Source organism: Pseudorhodobacter sp. (assembly GCF_034675685.1).
Classification (GTDB): Bacteria; Pseudomonadota; Alphaproteobacteria; order Rhodobacterales; family Rhodobacteraceae; genus Pseudorhodobacter.
In genome coordinates this window covers 80,682-98,668 of record NZ_JAUCDA010000009.1, presented here as the reverse complement: position 1 = coordinate 98,668, position 17,987 = coordinate 80,682, and the positions used below count along the sequence as shown (strand labels likewise).

General features: G+C 60.3%; 13 protein-coding genes and 1 pseudogene. 5 read left to right on the top strand and 9 right to left on the bottom strand.

What is annotated here, in order from left to right:
- Position 1: 1 nt before the first annotated feature.
- Positions 2-1,450, bottom strand: a complete 1,449-nt coding sequence (gene pyk / locus VDP61_RS08490) for a pyruvate kinase (protein ID WP_323006501.1) — start codon at positions 1,448-1,450, stop codon at positions 2-4.
- Between the two features lie 184 nt (positions 1,451-1,634).
- Here pyk and VDP61_RS08485 point away from each other — a divergent pair, with 184 nt between their 5' ends.
- The 4 genes from VDP61_RS08485 (at position 1,635) to VDP61_RS08470 (ending at position 5,703) form a co-directional block, all read left to right on the top strand.
- Positions 1,635-2,384, top strand: coding sequence for an N-formylglutamate amidohydrolase (locus VDP61_RS08485; protein WP_323006500.1), 750 nt, complete (start codon positions 1,635-1,637; stop codon positions 2,382-2,384).
- Complete coding sequence (locus tag VDP61_RS08480) at positions 2,377-2,688, top strand: DUF1244 domain-containing protein (RefSeq protein WP_323006499.1); 312 nt, start codon at positions 2,377-2,379, stop codon at positions 2,686-2,688. The genes VDP61_RS08485 and VDP61_RS08480 overlap by 8 nt, the downstream gene beginning before the upstream one ends.
- Positions 2,689-2,919: 231 nt before the next feature.
- Positions 2,920-4,470, top strand: coding sequence for a calcium-binding protein (locus tag VDP61_RS08475; RefSeq protein ID WP_323006498.1), 1,551 nt, complete (start codon positions 2,920-2,922; stop codon positions 4,468-4,470).
- Positions 4,471-4,713: 243 nt separating this feature from the next.
- Positions 4,714-5,703 (top strand): calcium-binding protein, encoded by a 990-nt coding sequence (locus VDP61_RS08470; protein ID WP_323006497.1) that lies wholly within the window; start codon positions 4,714-4,716, stop codon positions 5,701-5,703.
- A gap of 251 nt (positions 5,704-5,954) precedes the next feature.
- Here VDP61_RS08470 and VDP61_RS08465 read toward each other — a convergent pair whose 3' ends face one another.
- Positions 5,955-6,818 (bottom strand): D-amino-acid transaminase, encoded by an 864-nt coding sequence (locus VDP61_RS08465; protein ID WP_323006496.1) that lies wholly within the window; start codon positions 6,816-6,818, stop codon positions 5,955-5,957.
- A gap of 3 nt (positions 6,819-6,821) precedes the next feature.
- Entirely contained in the window at positions 6,822-7,784 is a 963-nt protein-coding gene (gene dgcA / locus VDP61_RS08460) for an N-acetyl-D-Glu racemase DgcA (protein ID WP_323006495.1), read from the bottom strand.
- 210 nt (positions 7,785-7,994) lie between these two features.
- On the opposite strand from dgcA, the gene VDP61_RS08455 reads away from it, so the two are divergent.
- Positions 7,995-8,951 (top strand): L-malyl-CoA/beta-methylmalyl-CoA lyase, encoded by a 957-nt coding sequence (locus VDP61_RS08455; protein ID WP_323006494.1) that lies wholly within the window; start codon positions 7,995-7,997, stop codon positions 8,949-8,951.
- A gap of 116 nt (positions 8,952-9,067) precedes the next feature.
- Here the strand turns inward: VDP61_RS08455 and trxA are convergent, their stop codons facing one another.
- From trxA to tsaE, 6 genes and pseudogenes are all read right to left on the bottom strand, one after another.
- Complete coding sequence (gene trxA / locus VDP61_RS08450; RefSeq protein WP_323006493.1) at positions 9,068-9,388, bottom strand: thioredoxin; 321 nt, start codon at positions 9,386-9,388, stop codon at positions 9,068-9,070.
- Positions 9,389-9,446: 58 nt separating this feature from the next.
- Positions 9,447-12,803, bottom strand: a complete 3,357-nt coding sequence (gene addA / locus VDP61_RS08445) for a double-strand break repair helicase AddA (protein WP_323006492.1) — start codon at positions 12,801-12,803, stop codon at positions 9,447-9,449.
- A pseudogene (addB, locus tag VDP61_RS08440) lies at positions 12,800-15,783 on the bottom strand (double-strand break repair protein AddB). The gene addA and the pseudogene addB overlap by 4 nt, the downstream one beginning before the upstream one ends.
- The gene (locus VDP61_RS08435) at positions 15,773-16,480 is read right to left on the bottom strand and encodes a nucleotidyltransferase family protein (RefSeq protein WP_323006491.1); all 708 of its coding nucleotides are present in this window, start codon (positions 16,478-16,480) and stop codon (positions 15,773-15,775) included. Before VDP61_RS08435 ends, addB begins: the two are co-directional and overlap by 11 nt.
- Positions 16,456-17,469, bottom strand: coding sequence for an aminoglycoside phosphotransferase family protein (locus tag VDP61_RS08430; RefSeq protein ID WP_323006490.1), 1,014 nt, complete (start codon positions 17,467-17,469; stop codon positions 16,456-16,458). The genes VDP61_RS08435 and VDP61_RS08430 overlap by 25 nt, the downstream gene beginning before the upstream one ends.
- Positions 17,462-17,941 (bottom strand): tRNA (adenosine(37)-N6)-threonylcarbamoyltransferase complex ATPase subunit type 1 TsaE, encoded by a 480-nt coding sequence (tsaE, locus tag VDP61_RS08425; protein ID WP_323006489.1) that lies wholly within the window; start codon positions 17,939-17,941, stop codon positions 17,462-17,464. The genes VDP61_RS08430 and tsaE overlap by 8 nt, the downstream gene beginning before the upstream one ends.
- Positions 17,942-17,987: the final 46 nt, after the last annotated feature.

Here is a 17,987-nt window from a genome sequence, read left to right as displayed (position 1 = left end):
ATTATTCAGCTTCCGACGCATAAATCAACCGTTCATCACAGGGTGCCACGCGCAGGATATTCGTGGTTCCCGGCACGTTGAACGGCACGCCGGCGGTCACCACAATCTGATCGACCTCGGTAGCAAAGCCGTCGCTGCGCGCCGCCCGTACCGCTGCCAGAACGGCCCCCTTGAAGCGGCCCTGTGGTTCGGTGATGACGCAATGCGCGCCCCAGGTCATTGTCAATCGCCGCGCCGTCCGCACCAAAGGCGTCAGCGCGATAATCGGCGTGCGCGGGCGTTCACGCGCCACAAGGCTGGCCGTGGTGCCCGATTGGGTAAAGCAGCAGATCGCCTTGATATCGGTGGTTTCCGCAATTTCGCGCGCCGCCGACACGATCGCATCGGCTACGGAGGTCTTGTTGGCTTTGCGGCTGGCTTCAATCACCTCACGGTAGATCTTGTCACTTTCAACACTGATTGCCACGTTGTTCATCGTGGTCACGGCCTCTATCGGGTATTGGCCAGCCGCCAATTCCGCCGACAGCATCACCGCATCCGCACCCTCATAAATTGCCGTCGCCACATCCGATACTTCCGCACGCGTCGGCACGGGTGCTGTGATCATTGATTCCAGCATCTGCGTTGCAACAATCACTGGCTTTGCCGCCGCACGCGCCCCGCGCACCAGGCGTTTTTGGATAGGCGGCACCGCATGTACCGGCAGTTCCACGCCCAAATCGCCCCGCGCCACCATGATTCCATCTGACACCGCCAAAATCGAATCATAGGATTTTACTGCAGCCGGCTTTTCGATCTTGGACAGGATCGCTGCGCGCCCTTTGGCAAGAACCCGCGCCTCCAGCACATCTTCGGCGCGCTGCACAAAGGACAGTGCCAGCCAATCCACGCCCATTTGGCAGGCAAATTCCAGATCATCGCGGTCTTTATCCGACAGCGCCGCCAGCGGCAGCACCACATCCGGCACGTTCACGCCTTTGCGGTTCGAAATCACACCGCCCACAATCACACTGCAATCGGCATAATCCTTGCCGCATTTTTCAACCTTCAGCCGGATCTTGCCATCATTGACCAGCAGGCTCGACCCCACCTCCAACGCGGCAAAAATCTCGGGGTGTGGCAGGTTTACGCGGTTCGCATCGCCCGGTGCCGGGTCAAGATCCATGCGAAAGCTGGCACCTTCAACCAATTCCTCGCCCGCGTCATTGGCAAACACCCCGACCCGCAGCTTTGGCCCCTGAAGATCGGCCAAAATGCAAATCGGACGGCCGGTATCCGCCTCAATCTTGCGAATGATGTCATAGCGGGCGCGCTGTTCATCTTGCGTGCCGTGGCTCATGTTCAGACGGAACACATCGGCCCCGGCCTCAAACAAGGCGCGAATGGTTTCATAGGTCGAAGAGGCAGGGCCAAGCGTGGCCACGATTTTTACATTGCGAAGGCGTCTCATATCTGCCGCTGTCCTCTTTTGGGTATGGTGAGCAAGCGTGTTATGGCGGAATTTCCGGGCTGGGGCAACGAAGGAATGGTAGCGCAATCACGGCAGGCCGGTGCGGGCTTCAATCAGGCGGTTCCTTTGCGACCAAGTTTAACCTAAACATGGCCAAACCTTAAAGACACAAGGTAAACAGAATATGACCAAGGCCTATCAGATCATCGGCGCAGACCGCCCGTCCCGGTTTTTAATCACCTGCGACCACGCCACCAACCGCGTGCCGGATGATATCGGCAGCCTTGGCATCTCTGCCGCCGATATGCGCCGCCATATCGCCTTTGATCCCGGCGCGGCCGGTGTCACGCGGGCCTTGGCTGCGGCCCTGGATGCCCCTGCGATACTGTCCGATTTCAGCCGTCTGGTGATCGACCCCAACCGCGGCGCGGATGATCCGACCTTGGTGATGAAGCTGTATGATGGCACCCTGATCCCGGCCAACCGCCATGTAACCCCGGCGCAGATCGCACAGCGAAAGGCCACGCTTTACGATCCCTATCATGACGCCTATGCAAAACTTGCCGCCCGCCGCCCCGATACCGTTATCGTCGCTGTGCATTCCTTTACCCCTTGCCTGCATGGCCGCCCGCCCCGGCCCTGGCATATCGGCATTCTGCATGCGCCGCAGGATGGCCGCCTCAGCGCCAGGTTGCTGGCCCGGCTTCATGCGGAACCCGATCTTTGCATCGGTGACAATGAACCCTATCTGGGCCATCTGCCCGGCGATGCAATAGATCGCCACGCCTTGCAGATGGGCCGCCACAACACCTTGATAGAACTGCGCAATGACCTGATAGTAGATGCAGCCGCCCAAACAAGATGGGCGCAGCGCCTGGCGCCCTTGCTGCTTGCCGCGCTGACGGATCTGGAAAAGGAAAGCCCAAATGGATGACACCACCCGCACCGAACTGGAGGCCGCCGCCTTTCGCCGCCTGATCGAGCATCTGATGGACAAACGCCCCGAGGTGCAAAACATCGACATGATGAACCTTGCCGGGTTTTGCCGCAACTGCCTGTCTCGCTGGTATCAGGAAGCCGCAAACGAACGCGGCATCGCAATGGACAAAGACGCCGCCCGCGAGGTGATCTATGGCATGCCGTATGAGGATTGGCGCGCCGCCAACCAAACCCCCGCCGATGCCGAAACGCAGGCTGCCTTTGCCAAGGCATTCAAGGAAAACGTCGGCAACGGCTAACCCTTTTATCCTGCAAAACCTGTACATTCCCACCAATCCCGCTGGCATTGCATCCAGTCGGGAAACAGTGCTGCACAGGCCTTTGTCGCGGCCTTTGCAAGAGGTTGACTTAAAGCATATTCAGGATGCTTCATTACAGGTGGGAATGGTGGAAATAGTGGTTCGCCCAAGCGATGGCCGTGCTGCCGCATGATGCTTTGCCTTGGGCCTTAACATTTATGGGGTGACCTGATGGAATTGTTGCTGCTTGCATTGCCGATGCTTTTGCTTGGGGGGTTTTTGCTTGATGGTTCCGGCGATGATGACGACGCCCCGCCAGAACCGACCCCCGGCCCAGGCCCGGCCCCCGATACCACCATTTACGGCACCCAAGACGACGACACCTTAACCGGCACCGATGGCGCTGATACGATCATGGCGGGCGCGGGCAATGATAGCATCAGCGGGCTTGGCGGCAGCGACCTGATCCTGGGTGAGGCAGGCAATGACAGCCTGAATGGCGATGGTGGCGCCGACACGATCTTGGGCGGCGCTGGCCACGACTTGCTGAACGGCCAGTTTGGCCATGACCTGCTGAACGGTGGCAAGGGCGGCGACTGGATTCGCGGTGAAGGTGGCAATGATACCCTGATAGGCGGGGCCGGGGGTGATTTATTGCTGGGCGGGAACGGCAATGACGCGCTTTATGGCGGTTTGCAAGGAGACTGGCTGCAAGGCGGCGGCGGCAACGATCTGTCAAGCGGCGGTGGTGGTGACGACACCATGATAGACGAATCCGGGGCAGACACGCTTTACGGTGGTGCCGGGCGTGACATCATCATCGCAGCCATGGAAAGCCTGAATTCCGAAGGTGACCCCATCGACACAATGGGCGATGTCGTCGATGGCGGCGCAGGAAACGACTTGATTTACGGCGATGCCGGTTTTGTTCTGGGTGCCGCCGATATGATTACCGGCGGCGACGGTGATGACCTTATCTATATCAACGCCTGGGGCGCCGAGGCGGGCCAGACCATCATCGCCCCCGTGGTCATCACGGACTTTTCGGCCACCGACGCGCTGGAAATCCACATCGACCGCATGTCTGATCTGACCAACCTAAGCCTTGCCCCAACCGAGGATGGCACCGGAACGGAAATATTGGTAGACGGCGTTACCCACGCAATCTTGCAAGGGGCCACCGCGGTTGATCTGACCCAGATCACCCTGACCGCCGAAACAATTGCCCCCGGTCGCTATGACGGAACCGAGGGGGATGATACAATCATCTCGGGCGGCGGCGATGTCTATATGTCGGGTCGTGGCGGCCATGACCTGCTATCAGCCAATGTGGCCGGGGCGGGCAATGCCACGATAGAAGGTGGCTTGGGCAACGACACAATTATCGGCGGCCCGCTGGGCGATTGGCTCTATGGGGGGCTTGGGGATGATGTGATTGAAAGCCATTCCAGCGGGGATCAAGCCTCGGGCGATTTCATTTCTGGCGGCTTTGGCGATGATACGATTCTGGGCGGGCATCTTGATTTCATCATTGGGGGCGACGGCAGCGATGAAATCCGGCTGGATGCCGCGCATGGCCCTGTGACATTGCTGGATTTTGTACCGGGCGTTGACGTCATTGCCCTGACGGATGCCAGCGGCGGCCCTGCGGCAGATTTTTCACTGCGCGAGGTCGAACCCGGGGTTGAACTGCTATATGCTGGCAATGTCATCGCCTTGGTCGTCACTGTCGAAACCGCAGCGTTTGACCTGACACGAGATGTCCGCCTGACGCTTGGCTAACACCCCCCCTGGGCCTGCCATTCAAGGCGCGGGCCCAGGGGTACGAATCACCTCATCCAGCCGATTCAAATACTGTTTCCTGAACCACCTCAAAAAGCTGCGCACAACGCCATTGTAGCCGGGCATCGTGCAATGGCGCCACGCCCGGCAATTATCCTTGACAACCCTAACGATTCATTAAACTTGGCAGGAATTACCATCCAACTTCAACGCATTACGCTGCCTGTTCAGCCGAGATTTTTCATGGAAATGTTACTGTTGCTTCTTGTTCCTGCGCTTATTGGTACGCTTATCATCGGGGGCGGCAATGATGACGATGATGAGGGTGCCAAGACCCGGCCAGAATCAGAGACCGATACAGTCACCGGCACCGACGGAAATGACATTCTGCGCGGCGCAGATACCAACAGCGATATCAGCGGCGGTGAGGGTAACGACCTTATCTTTGGCAATCGGGGCCACGACACGCTTGATGGCGGCGATGGCGTTGATTTTCTGGATGGTGGTCCCGGCAATGATCAGTTGATCGGTGGCGCTGATGGTGACGTGCTTGCTGGCGGTGCGGGGAATGACGTTTTGTCAGGTGGTCCGGGCCGCGATTTCATCTCGGGTGGCGCGGGGGATGATACGCTGACCGGCGGTAGCGGCGCGGATGTGCTGATAGGCTCTACCGGCGCGGATGAATTGTATGGCGGCACAGGCGATGACTTTCTTGATGGTACATCCCGAAGCTTTACCCACGACCCGGACGGGATGCGCGAAGAATTCATAGCCGCGCTTAGCAGTGCGCATGGGGATGCGCTGACCAATGCAGACATTGATCGCTTTCTCAAGGATTTCACCTCTGATGCGGGCGACGATGCACCCGACGCGCTTTATGGCGGCATGGGTAGCGATTTCATCGCTGGCGATGATGGCGATACGCTGACGGGCGGCGAAGATACTGATTCCTTTGGGGTCGTCTGGGCCAGCGGCAGTGCGCCCGTGACGATCACCGATTACAGTGCCGCCGACGAACGTGTAAGCGTCTATCTGGAGGAGACCCCGGAAACCGTGCCGGAATTTGGTATGCGAGATGCGGCAGACGGATCAAGCGTCGAACTTCTTGTCAATCAGGAGGTCGTTGCGTCGTTGGCGAATGCAACGGTTGCCAATCTGAACAGTGATCAGATCGTGATGATCCTGCCCGGAAGCGATACCGCTTATGCAGCCACCCTTTTGCCCGCAGCCTGACTCGCATCGCTGCGCAGGGCCACAGGGGCGGTTCATTGCCGCCCCAATAACGCACAGGCCCTTTTACCCTTGGCCTGATGCCGCAACCCGCCTCTTTGCCCGCCTTGGTTGGCCCTCGATTATCGCGTTTCGCCTGAAGCAAAACGCTTTGGGGTTCAGGGCAAGGCGGTGTGATGGTTGGTAAAAATGGCCTACCATTCTTCGTGCAAGCCCACCCTGGGCTTGGGCCGCAACCCAGCCCGTTTACTGGCTCAGATCGCGGCTTTGCGGCTTTCCTCCACATAAATCTCGCGCAGGCGTTTGGCCACGGGGCCAGGGGTGCCGTCGCCAACGCTGGCCCCATCAACCGCCACTACCGGCATCACAAAAGCCGAGGCAGACGTCATGAACGCCTCCTCTGCGCCCTGCGCTTCTTCAATCGTAAAGGGCCGCTCTTCGACCACCATCTGCGCCTCTTTCGCGAATCTCAGCACGGCGGCCCGCGTGATCCCGTGCAAAATATCATGCGACAGGTTCCGCGTGATAATTCGCCCGTTTTTCACGATATAGACATTGTTCGAGGTGCCTTCGGTAACCTTGCCATCCTCGACCAACCAGGCATCATCTGCGCCGGCCTTTTTGGCCATCATCTTACCCATGGACGGGTATAATAGCTGAACGGTCTTGATATCCCGCCGCCCCCAACGGATATCCTCGATAGAGATCACCTTGATCCCCGTCTTTGCCTGCGGGTTATCCGCCAGCCCCGGTTTGGATTGGGTAAACATCACAAGGGTCGGCCGCGTCGTCGCCGGGTCCGGGAACACAAAATCACGGTCCCCCGGATTGCCCCGCGTCACCTGCAGATAAACCATGCCATCGGTCAGATCATTGCGCGCCACCAATTCGCGGTGAATTTCCAGCAGCTCGTCATCCGAACAGGGCGCTGCAATCTCCAGTTCTTTCAAGCTCCGCGCCAATCGCAACTGATGGCCAGCAAAATCAATCAGCTTGCCCCCCAGAACACTCGTCACCTCATAAACCCCGTCAGCCATAAGAAAGCCGCGATCAAAAACCGATACCGTGGCCTCGGCTTCGGGCAAATACTCGCCGTTGACGTAAACAATGCGCGACATGCTCTATCCCCACAAATTGGCGCTGGGCGGATGGACGCCTTGCGCGTCAAATACCAGCGGGTTCTCTCGGTCTTCTGCCAAAAGCAGCGGCCCGTCAAGATCGGTAAAGGCCACCCCCTGCGCCAAAAGCGTGGCAGGCGCCATCGCCAGCGATGACCCGACCATACAGCCCACCATCAAATCAAACCCTTCCGCCAGCGCCGCGCGCTTCATGGCCAACCCCTCGGTCAGCCCCCCGGTCTTATCCAGCTTGATATTGACCACATCATATTTGCCCCGCAAACGGGCCAGGCTTTCACGATCATGCGCGGCCTCATCGGCACAGACGGGCAAGGGCCGCGCCATTTCTGCCAAAATCTCATCCGCGCCCGCTGGCAGGGGCTGCTCTACCAAGGCCACGCCCATTGCGACCAAATGCGGTGCCAGCGCGGCGTAAATCTCGGGAGTCCAGCCCTCATTTGCATCAATGATGATCCGCGCTTTCGGTGCCCCCAGCCGCACCGCCTCCAGCCGCGGCATATCATCCGCTGTGCCAAGCTTGATTTTCAGCAAGGGCCGATGCGCATGTTTGGCTGCCTCTGCCCGCATGTTTTCAGGCGTATCAAGGGACAGCGTAAAGGCCGTAATTTGTGGCCCCGGTCGGGCCAGCCCAGCCAGCTCCCACACGCGTTTGCCTGCCAGCTTGGCCTCCAGATCCCATAAGGCGCAATCCACCGCATTGCGGGCCGCCCCCGGAGGCAACGCATCTTGCAAAGACATCCGCGTGATCCCCAAAGGCAGCCCCTCAATCTGCGCCGTCACCGAGGCCAGGCTCTCGCCATAGCGGGCATAGGGCACACATTCCCCCAGGCCCGTCACCCCCCGCCGCGTGATGCGCACAGTCAGCACTTTCGCTTCGGTTCGCGACCCGCGGCTGATGGTAAAAGCCTGCGCAAGGCGAAAGGTATCCGGGGTAACGGTAATCATGGCTTGGCCTGCTATTTTGTACATCTGTCAGGCGGCAGCGCAATCCATGGTGCCGCAAAATACGCGCTCGCAAAACGTCGCGCAAAACGCCCCCGCGTTCAAGCCCGGAAACAATGCTGCGACTGCAAAGGCTGTCTTGCGCTTGGGCGCGCCACAATCTAACCTTGCGACCAGCAAACGCGATATAAAATTACGTTGAGGATATCTGATATGAGCTTCCGCATCCAACCCGCACCCACTGCACGCCCCAACCGCTGCCAATTATTTGGCCCCGGCTCTCGGCCAGCTATCTTTGAAAAGATGGCGGCGTCGGCAGCGGATGTCATCAACCTTGACCTGGAAGATTCTGTCGCCCCGTCAGACAAAGACAGCGCGCGCGCCAATGTGATTGCGGCCATCGGTGCCGTCGATTGGGGCAATAAAACCCTGTCGGTGCGCATCAACGGCCTCGATAGCCCCTATTGGTATCGCGATGTTGTGGATTTGTTAGAGCAAGCCAGCGACCGGCTGGATATGATCATGATCCCCAAGGTTGGCTGTGCCGCCGATATCTATGCGGTTGACGCGCTTGTCACCGCGATTGAGCGCGCCAAGGGCCGCAAAAAGCCGATCGCCTTTGAGGTGATTATCGAAAGCGCTGCGGGCATCACCCATGTTGCGGAAATCGCCGCCGCCTCGCCACGTTTGCAGGCGATGAGCCTGGGCGCCGCCGATTTTGCGGCCTCGATGGGCATGCAGACCACCGGTATCGGCGGCACGCAAGAAAACTATTACATGCTGCAAGATGGTGCGCGGCATTGGTCTGACCCATGGCATTGGGCGCAAACGGCGATTGTGGCCGCCTGCCGCACCCATGGCGTTTTGCCCGTCGATGGCCCGTTTGGTGATTTTTCAGATGATGAAGGATTCCGCGCCCAGGCCCGCCGTTCCGCCGTGCTGGGGATGGTTGGCAAATGGGCAATCCACCCCAAGCAAGTCGCCTTGTCGAATGAGGTGTTCACCCCCTCCGAAGCTGCCGTAGCCGAGGCGCGAGAGATTCTGGCGGCGATGGAAGAAGCCAAGGCACGCGGCGAAGGCGCGACCGTCTACAAGGGTCGCCTGGTCGATATCGCCTCGATCAAACAGGCCGAGGTGATCGTGCGGCAATCTGAAATGATCGCCGGCTGACGCGGTTTGCACCGAAATCCACGGCCGACAAACCCTGCGTCCCGGCGACACCACACGCCCGATACCATAAAAAAAGAGCGGCCCGAAGGCCGCTCTTTGTCGCTATCCCTGACAAATCAAACTGCCGAGGCGATCCAGGTTGCCAGTGCCGCCTTGGGGGCAGCGCCAACTTTGTTTGACACAACCTGACCATCCTTGAACAAGAACAGCGCCGGAATACCGCGCACACCCAGTTCTGCAGGGCTGTTCGGGTTTTCATCCACATTGACCTTGACGATCTTTACCTTGCCTTCATATTCGACAGAAAGCTCTTCCAGGGCTGGCCCGATCTGGCGGCACGGCCCGCACCATTCGGCCCAAAAATCGACGACAACGGGAATATCCGACTTGCGAACTTCGGCGTCAAAGGTTGCGTCAGTGACAGGAATCGTGGCCATTACATATCTCCTTAATGGAATGTGTTGCAAGTAAAGTTAAGGGCGCACCGCACCAACGTCAAGGGAGCGCGGCGCGACTAAGTGCCAAGTCTGCTATCTCGGGGGCGATGGGCATAAGCTGTGCCGTGCGGGTCCATAGCAGCGCCACCTCGACGTGCTTGTCAGGGTAAATCTGGCTTAACGCCGTATGATAAGCGGCCATCTGGCGCAGCAATCCGTCCGGCACCGCCGCAACCGTATCTGGCACCAGAAGATTGGATTTGAAATCCACCGCCAGCACCCGCGTCTTTGATACCAACAGCCTATCAATCGTGCCAACCAACGGCTTGCCGTTCAGATCGGCGGTTATCGGGGCCTCGGCCAGCGCATCCGGGCTGAACAGATCGGCAAAATCGGGGTGCGTCAAAACGGCCTGCGCCTCGGCCAGAAGTTCGGCAGTATCGGCTGCATCGCCCAGCAAAGCCGCCGCAAAGCCGCGCCATTCCGCCGCTGCATAATTCGGCAAATGCTCCAACAGCAGGTGCAACCGTGTGCCCCGGTCCATCGCGGCGCGGTTGTCATCATCCGCCGTGAAATCGCCGGGCAGCGCCTTTGCCCCCCCCAGACCTGACGGGTTCACGGGCTGATCGGGGCGGCTTTCCACCGCGGCAGGGGCCGAAACCCAGGCCGGCAGGGCAATCCCCTCTGCCGCCAGCGCGGCTTGCGGGCCAATATCCGGCGGCCATTCACCTTCGGCCAATCGCAGGCCGCCACCGGGCAACACAGCGGCCCCCGCCGCCTCCATCGCCTCTTGGATCAGCCGATACCAAACCACATTCGACGCGTCTTCGTCGTCGCTTTTATCTTTTCCAATCGCCCCCGCCGCTGCCACGATCAGCCAGCTTTGCGCCCGCGTCATCGCAACATAAAGCAAGCGCATCGCCTCGGCCTCTTCGCGCGCTTTGCGGGCAGCGCGGGCCTCGGCAATCGGCTCCGGGCTCTCGGCCTTGGGCGTTTTCCAGGCCGGACCTTCCGCCAGCAGAAAAATCTCATCTCGCTCTCGTGCACTATATTGTGCGGTGTCAGGCAAGATCACGATCGGCGCCTCCAGCCCTTTCGATCCATGCACCGTCATCACCCGAATGCGCTGCCCTGCGCTGTCCATCTGACGTTTCACCTCTACGTCATCCGTCTCTAGCCAGCCCAAAAACCCGGTCAGGCTTGGCACATCATTGCGCTCATAGGCCAGCGCCTGCGACAGCAATTCGTCAATGCCATCTTCTGCCTCGGCCCCCAGGCGCGCCAGCAATTTGCGGCGGCCATCATGGCGGGTCAACATCCGTTCAATCAGATCATAGGGCCGCAGAAAATCCGCCTGATCGCGCAAATCCCTAAGGATAGAGACTGTTTCGGCATGCTGCGGGTCCAGTTCCAGCGCCCGCCACAAAAACCCCTTGCGCGGCTGGGCAAGGCTGTAAAGCTGTTGTTCGGACCAGCCAAACAGCGGGCTGCGCAGACAGGCGGCCAGCGACAGATCATCCTCGGGCGTGGCCAGAAACGCCAGCAGCGCCGCCAAATCGCGCACCGCAAGTTCCGCCCCCAGCTTCAGCCTGTCTGCCCCTGCAATCGGCAAGCCCGCCGCCTTGCAGGCCTGAATGATCGCGCCGAAAATCTCGGACCGTCGGCGCACAAGGATCAGAAAATCCCCCGCATGCACCGCGCGGCTTTCCGCACCGCCCTTGATCGGGATTTGGGTACCTTTGGCAATCGTGTCGCGAATGGCCTCGGCCACCTTTTGCCCCAGCTTGGCCGCGTGATGTTCCTCGGTGAACAGATCAACCGGATCATACCAGTTTTCCGGCTTCGGGTTTTCCGATTTCTCGATCACCGGCCACAAATCCACCCGCCCCGGCATATCGGGAAAGAAGGCGATGTGCTTTACCTCGCCGCCCAAGCCCTTTTCGCGGCGTTCATCAAAGGTCAGATCAACCAGCCGCAACACCGTGTTTGACGACCGGAACGAATGTTCCAGCAACAGTTCTTGCAGCGGGGTTTGCACCTGGCCCAGCTTGCCCTTGAACAAGTCGCGCTTTTGGTCAAACGCCTCGACATCCGCGCCTTGAAAGCTGTAGATCGACTGCTTTTTGTCACCCACAACGAAAATCGTCCGCGCCTCCTCGCGCGCGCCTCGCCCCGAGGTGAACTCATCCGCCAACAGCTCTATCACCCGCCATTGGTCAGGGCTGGTATCTTGCGCCTCATCCACCAAAATATGGTCAATGCCGCCATCCAGCCGGAACAAAACCCATTGCGCAACTTGCGGGTCGGTCAGCAAGGCCTTGGCATAGGTGATCAGATCGTCGAAATCGAGCCAGCCCCGCGCCTCCTTTCGCGCCTTGTATTCCGGCAAAAACGCTGCGGCAAAGCGGTGCAGAATGGCGGTACGTTTGGCGGCATACAGCGCAATCCGCGCGCCCCGTGCCGCCTCAACCCGGCGCATCAGGTCTTCCAGCCGGTCCAGCAACTGCCCCAGTTTGGTTTGGGTGCCTTTGGTCGGAAAACTCCCTATCTTGGCGGAAAACGGGGCTTTTGCACCTGCTCCGGTCAGCAAAACCCCCTCTAACCCCGCCAAAAGCCGCAGGTCAGGGCTGGCCAATTCCAGCCCCCGCAGCTTATCTGCCGCCTTCACATCATTGACCGAGCCTGTCGCGATGATCTCAATCGCCTCGCTCAGCCATTCTGCCTCACCGCCAAGGAAAACCTCGGCCAGAACGGCTGCCTCAGTCTGGTTATCGGGAACATCAAACAAGGCGCGGCACTCTGCCTCGGACAAAAACCGCGTAAAGTCATTGCGCCGCCGCACAACCTCGCCCGCCAAAGCGCCAAAATCCTCGCCCGTATAAGCCCCGGCCAGCGCGGCAATCACATCGGGCGCAGCAAGATCGGCCAGTTCGTCAATAATCTCATCGCGCAGCAAGGCTGCCGCGCGGTCATCCATTTCCGTAAACTGCGGCGATACTTTTGCCTCTAGTGGAAAGCGCCGCAGCAAAGACGCGCAAAACGAGTGGATGGTTTGTATCCGCAAGCCGCCGGGGGTTTCGATCGCGCGGGCAAACAACTGCCGCGCCCGCGCCAGCCGTGCGGCATCAATCGCATCGTCAACGCCCAGATCGGCAAGCGCCTGCCGCAGCGCCGCATCCTCTTTCATCGCCCATTCGCCCAAGCGCGCGAACAAGCGGTTCTGCATTTCGGATGCCGCCGCCTTGGTATAGGTCAGGCATAAAATCCGCCCCGGATCGACGCCCGACAGCAACATCCGCGCCACCCGGTCCGTCAAGACCCGCGTCTTGCCCGATCCGGCATTGGCCGACAGCCAGGTAGAGGCCTGCGGATTGGCCGATTGCACCTGCCGCTCAGACGCTGCGTTGCGGATCATGTTATATCCTCGGGCTTTGGATCATCGGCCATTTCCCATTCGCCATAGCGGGCAAGCTGGTCGTAATCGCCGGGAAAGCGTTCCTCATGCATGGCGCGGCGTGAAACATAGCCGCGGTCCGGCGACAGATAGTCCGCGATCAATGCATGCAACTCCTCCCACACCTGCCCCAAGGCCGCCTCATCCGGGGTGCTGGTATCTTGCTTGGGGGTGGAGCCGAGCCCGATATAGGTTATCCCGGCCACATCACGCGGCCCATCCAGCGGCTTGAACGCCCCCCGCGTTGCCATCGCCGCTTCCAAAAGCAACTGTTTATCGTAAAACTCTTGCTGTTTCTTGCTGGGCGGGCTGCCGGTTTTATAGTCGAAAATATGCACCCGGCCATCGGGCAGCAGATCAATCCGGTCGGGTTTCGCGGTCAGGGTAAAGGGCAAGCCAGCCAACGGCACAGCGCCTTGTTCCTCAATCACCACGGGCGTACCCCCTAGGCTGGCCTCAACCGCCAAAAAGAAATCCGCCGCGCGCTGCATCCGCGACAGCCACAAGACACGGGCGGCGGGCCATGGCACCTCCTCGGCCAAAACCGTTTCCGCCACGGAAATCAGCCGCAGGCGCGCCGCCTCTCGCGTCTCGGCCTCGGGTCGATTGCGGGTAAAGGTTTCCAGAACCTTGTGCAAAACCGATCCGCGCAGCAGCGCATCGGGCGAAGGGCGCAAAGGGTTCAGCTTGAACAGGCGCAAAATATGGCGGGCATAGATCGCATAGGGGTCGCGCAGCAGCGTCTTGATCCCGGTCACCGCCAATTTGGCAGGGCGCACCGCCACGGGGGGGGCGCGGCGCTGGGCGGCCTGCGGTTTTCACATCCCGATCCGGCCGCTCTGCCGCTGCAGCCAACGTCAGCCACTCCCGGCCCCGCAACCGCATATCAGCCAAGGCCGCCTGCCCGCCCTGATCGGGCAAGCCGCTTAAAAGATTGGTCAACCTGTTCACCCAGCGCGAGGCAACCGTTTCCGCATCGGCATTGCGCACCGCACGACTGATAACCACCCGCGGCGCGCCCAGCGCCTGCTGATAGTCATGCGCCGACAGGCCAATGCGGCGCTCGGGCAGCAGCAAGCCCGCCTCCAGCCGCATCGCGCGGTTCATCCACGGGTCAGGCGGGGGCGATTGTGGCCAGATGCCATCATTCAACCCGCCCAGAATAACCAATTCCGCCCCCTGAACGCGGGCCTCGATCGTGCCCCAGATCATGATCCTTGGGTGCGATTGCAACGGCTCACGCACCTCGCCCCGATTCAGCAATGCCTCAAACAAATGCCGGTAGTCGGCAGGGGTCATCGTACCGCCATGCGCAGCCTCGGCCTCCAGCTCGGTCATGGTGGCCAGCGCCGCCTCACCCGCCGCCTTTTCCCACAACTCGCTGGTCTGCGCGCTGGCCGCAGGCCCAAGCGCCAAAGCCTCGGCCAGGGCACGATGCCTGGCGACATGATCGGCCAAGGGCATGGCACCCGGCGTGGGCAAGCCAGCCAGCACCGCCGACAACCACTGCGCCCAGATCAGGGCTTTGGGGTCTTTCTCGGCCCCGGCCCAGACTGTCAAATCCGACCCGGTCGGAAAGGCCGGGCCATGACGGCGCAGCTTTAGTTCAAGATTGCGGGTAAACAGCAGATGCTCGCCCCGATTTCAGCCCCGGCTCATCCTTGCCACCAGCCCCATTGCCGCTGGCCGTCAGCGGATGTTTCAGCAAAATCAACAGGGTTTCCGCTGTCATCCGGTTTTCAAACAGGTCCAGCACATGCCGCAAAAACCGCCCCGGTGCCGAAAGCGCCAAGGGCCGCCCCGCACTGTCATCAGGCAAAATGCCCCAGCGATCCAGCGCCGATGTCACCTGCCGCGTCAGCCCCCGGTCGGGCGAGATCAGTGCCGCTGTCACCCCATTCTCGGCCGCCTCGCGCAAGATCAGGGCTATTGCCACAGCTTCGGCCCGCGGGGTCGGCGCCTCAATCAAGGTCATATCGGCGCAGGCCCGGGCAAGATCGGTCAAAGCTTTGCCTTCGGTCAACCATTGGTCGGTCACGGGCGCCGGCCGCAGCGACAGCGAAATCAGCCTGTTGCGCGCAGGACTGGGCGCAGGCGCATCTTCCCACGGCTGAATATCCATGGGCCCAAGGCCAAACATCTGCATCAGCTTGAAAAAGCGATATTGCGGATGGTCCTCGGCGGTCAACGCATCGCCAAGCCCCTCCCACACCGACGCCGGCAAATCAAAGTCAAACCCCGGCAAGACAATCGCACCCTGCGGCAGCTTTGCCACCGCCTGCATAAACAGCGCCGTCGTACCGCGCGACCCGGTAGAGCCCGCAACAATCACCGGATTGCCGGGCGGGGTTTCTTGCCAGCGCGCCGCAATCGCCTCTACCAGCTTGCGCTGTCGGGTTTGGCTGTCAGGTTGGCCCATTGTGGCCAAAAGCTGTGACACAATCGTCATAAATGCGCGCGTTCGCGCCCAATGGGCGGAATGATTGGCAACATCCAGCGTGGCTATCGTATCGGGTGAAACCCCTTCGCCCTGCATCTCATCCAGCAAGGTTGCAAGACTGTCGGCCAAATCATACAGCGCCGATCGCGGTGCCAGATCGGGCTGCTGCTGCAACAGGCCTTCGATCAACTGCGCCAGAATCAGCCGTTGCCGCAAGGGCGAGGTTGCGGGCGCAATACCTGTGCCGGGCAGGCTGCTTTCCAGATCGGTAACCAGCCGGATACGCGGTAAAAAGCTGGCCCCCTGCGCGACAAACAACTCTATAATCCGCCGCCGCATCCGCGTTGTGTTCACATAAAGCACCACCCGCGCCATCGCCTCGGGCGGCTGCCCGACCAGTCGCCGCTTCAACCCGGCAACCAATTGCGCCGGAAAATCCGCGCCGGGGGGCAGGGCAAAGATATGTGGGCCAGATATAGCGGCGCCAGTGTCACAAAACATTATTTGCCTCCAGCAACGTCTCGGCCTCGGCTATCCCCTCGGGTCGGCCAACGTCGCACCATCCACCCGCATGCTGCACACCAAAAGCGCGGCCCTTGGCAATGATCCGATCCCATAGAATGTTCAATGAGAACACCTGTTCCTTGATCGTTTCAATCCCATCGGGCAGCACTATCTGCGCCCCCAGATAGGCCAGGCCCGGCGCGCCATTGGCGCGGGTAATCCGGCCATCCGCGCCAAGCAAAAAGTCACCCATCCCACGAAACCCCTTGATCTGTGACGGTGGCGCCAGCAGCAAAAGCGCATCCATACGGGTTGCATCCCATTGGTCACGCAAGGTGATCAGCGGGTTTGGCCCGGTCCAGACCGCATCAGAATTCAGCGTGAAAACCGGCCCGGAACCAAGTGCGGGCAAGGCTGCCCGCAGCCCGCCCCCGGTTTCCAGAATCTGCTCTTGCTCCCATGACAGGGCGATATTCGGGCGGCCCTGTATGTGCGCCGCAATCTGTTCGCCCTTGTAATGCAGGTTCACCACCGTTTGCGCCACCCCGGCCCGCGCAATCTGATCCAGCGCATGGTCCAACAGGGTCTTGCCTGCAACGGCAATCAGGGGCTTTGGCCGATCCGCCGTCAAGGCGGCCATGCGTGTGCCAAAGCCCGCGGCGAACAGCATCACCGCGTCAGGTTTGTTCCGCATTGTGCGCGTATCCTCTCCAAGGCTTCAGGCGTGGGGGCTGGCAAGTAAAACGCACAGAATTCGGCCAGATCAGCAAGGGCCGGGTGCGCCAGATTGCGCTGCAATTGTGCCCAGACCCGGGGGATCAGTGCAAGATACTGGCCCTTGCCTGCCACCAGACAAAGCCGGGTGAAAATGCCCAGAATGCGCAACGCACGCTGCGCGCCAATCGTGGCGTAACTGGCGGAAAAGGCTTCGTTCGGCGCATCTTCGCCACGAAACCGGGCAATCATCGCGGCCTCGGTTGCCTGTGAAACATCGCGCCGCGCATCTTGCAACAAAGACACCAGATCATAGGCGGGTTGCCCCAGTTGCCCCAGTTGAAAATCCAGCAACCCTACCCGTGCAATGCCAGTCCTATCGGGCAACCAAAGCAGATTTTCTGCGTGGTAATCGCGCAAAATAAACACTCTGGGGCCATCGGCATGCACCTTGATCAACCGCGTGAGGATTTCGGTAAAGCCTTTCACATCGCCAGCATCGCCGGCAATCGCCCGACGATACCATTCCAACGCAAAGCCCGCCGCTTGTGCCCAACCTTCGGCGCGCAGATCGCCAAGCATCTGGGGTGGGGGCTGCGATTGAAGATGCAGCAGCACATCGGTTGCGGCGGCGTAAAGCTCGGCCTCCCTCTGCGGTTCCTCCGCAACCAATCGGGCAAACAGAAAATCGCCCAGGTCCTCAATCAGCAAAAAACCTTGCGCCAGATCCTTTGCCAATATCTGCGGCGCCGAAAGCCCAAGCGCATTCAGATGTGCGCCAATGGCGATGAAATCCGCCGGGTCATCGCCCTTGCCCGGTGGCGCATCCATCAAAACGGCCGTTTTATTCGCAAGACGCACCCGTTCATAGCGCCGGTCTGAGGCGTCGCCAGCCAAGAATACCCGGTCTGCCGCACCCCAACCGGCATCAGCCAGAAATACTGTTGCGGCGTTGCTTCGGCTATCCATTTTGGGCCAATGCGGCTTGCAACTGGTCCAGCAACCCGGCCCGGCCACCGGTAAAAACGGCGTCTCGCCCGTCTTCGCTTATCGACAGTGCAAGTCGCAATGCAAAGGGTGGCGCCAAATCCCCCAACCTGTCGGGCCATTCAATCAAGCAAATGGCGGTTTGGAAGGCCGAGTCCAACCCCAGTTCCAACACTTCATCCGGGTGCGACAAGCGGTAAAGATCGGCGTGCCAAATCTCACAATCCGCCGCCTCATAGGTCTGCACAAGGGTAAATGTCGGCGATGGCACATCCTCGGCCCGGCCCAGCTTTGCCTGAATAAACGCGCGGGCCAAATGGGTTTTTCCGGCGCCGATGCCACCGCTCAGCAGTAGCGTATCACCGGGCCGCAGATGCAGGGCCAGAAGTTCAGCCAGCGCTGTCGTCGCAGCGTCATCGGGTAAAAAGCAATGGGCAGATTGAGGTGCTGGCATTCCGGCAGTTTTACGCGCTGCGCCGCCCGGCGCAAGGGTCAAGACG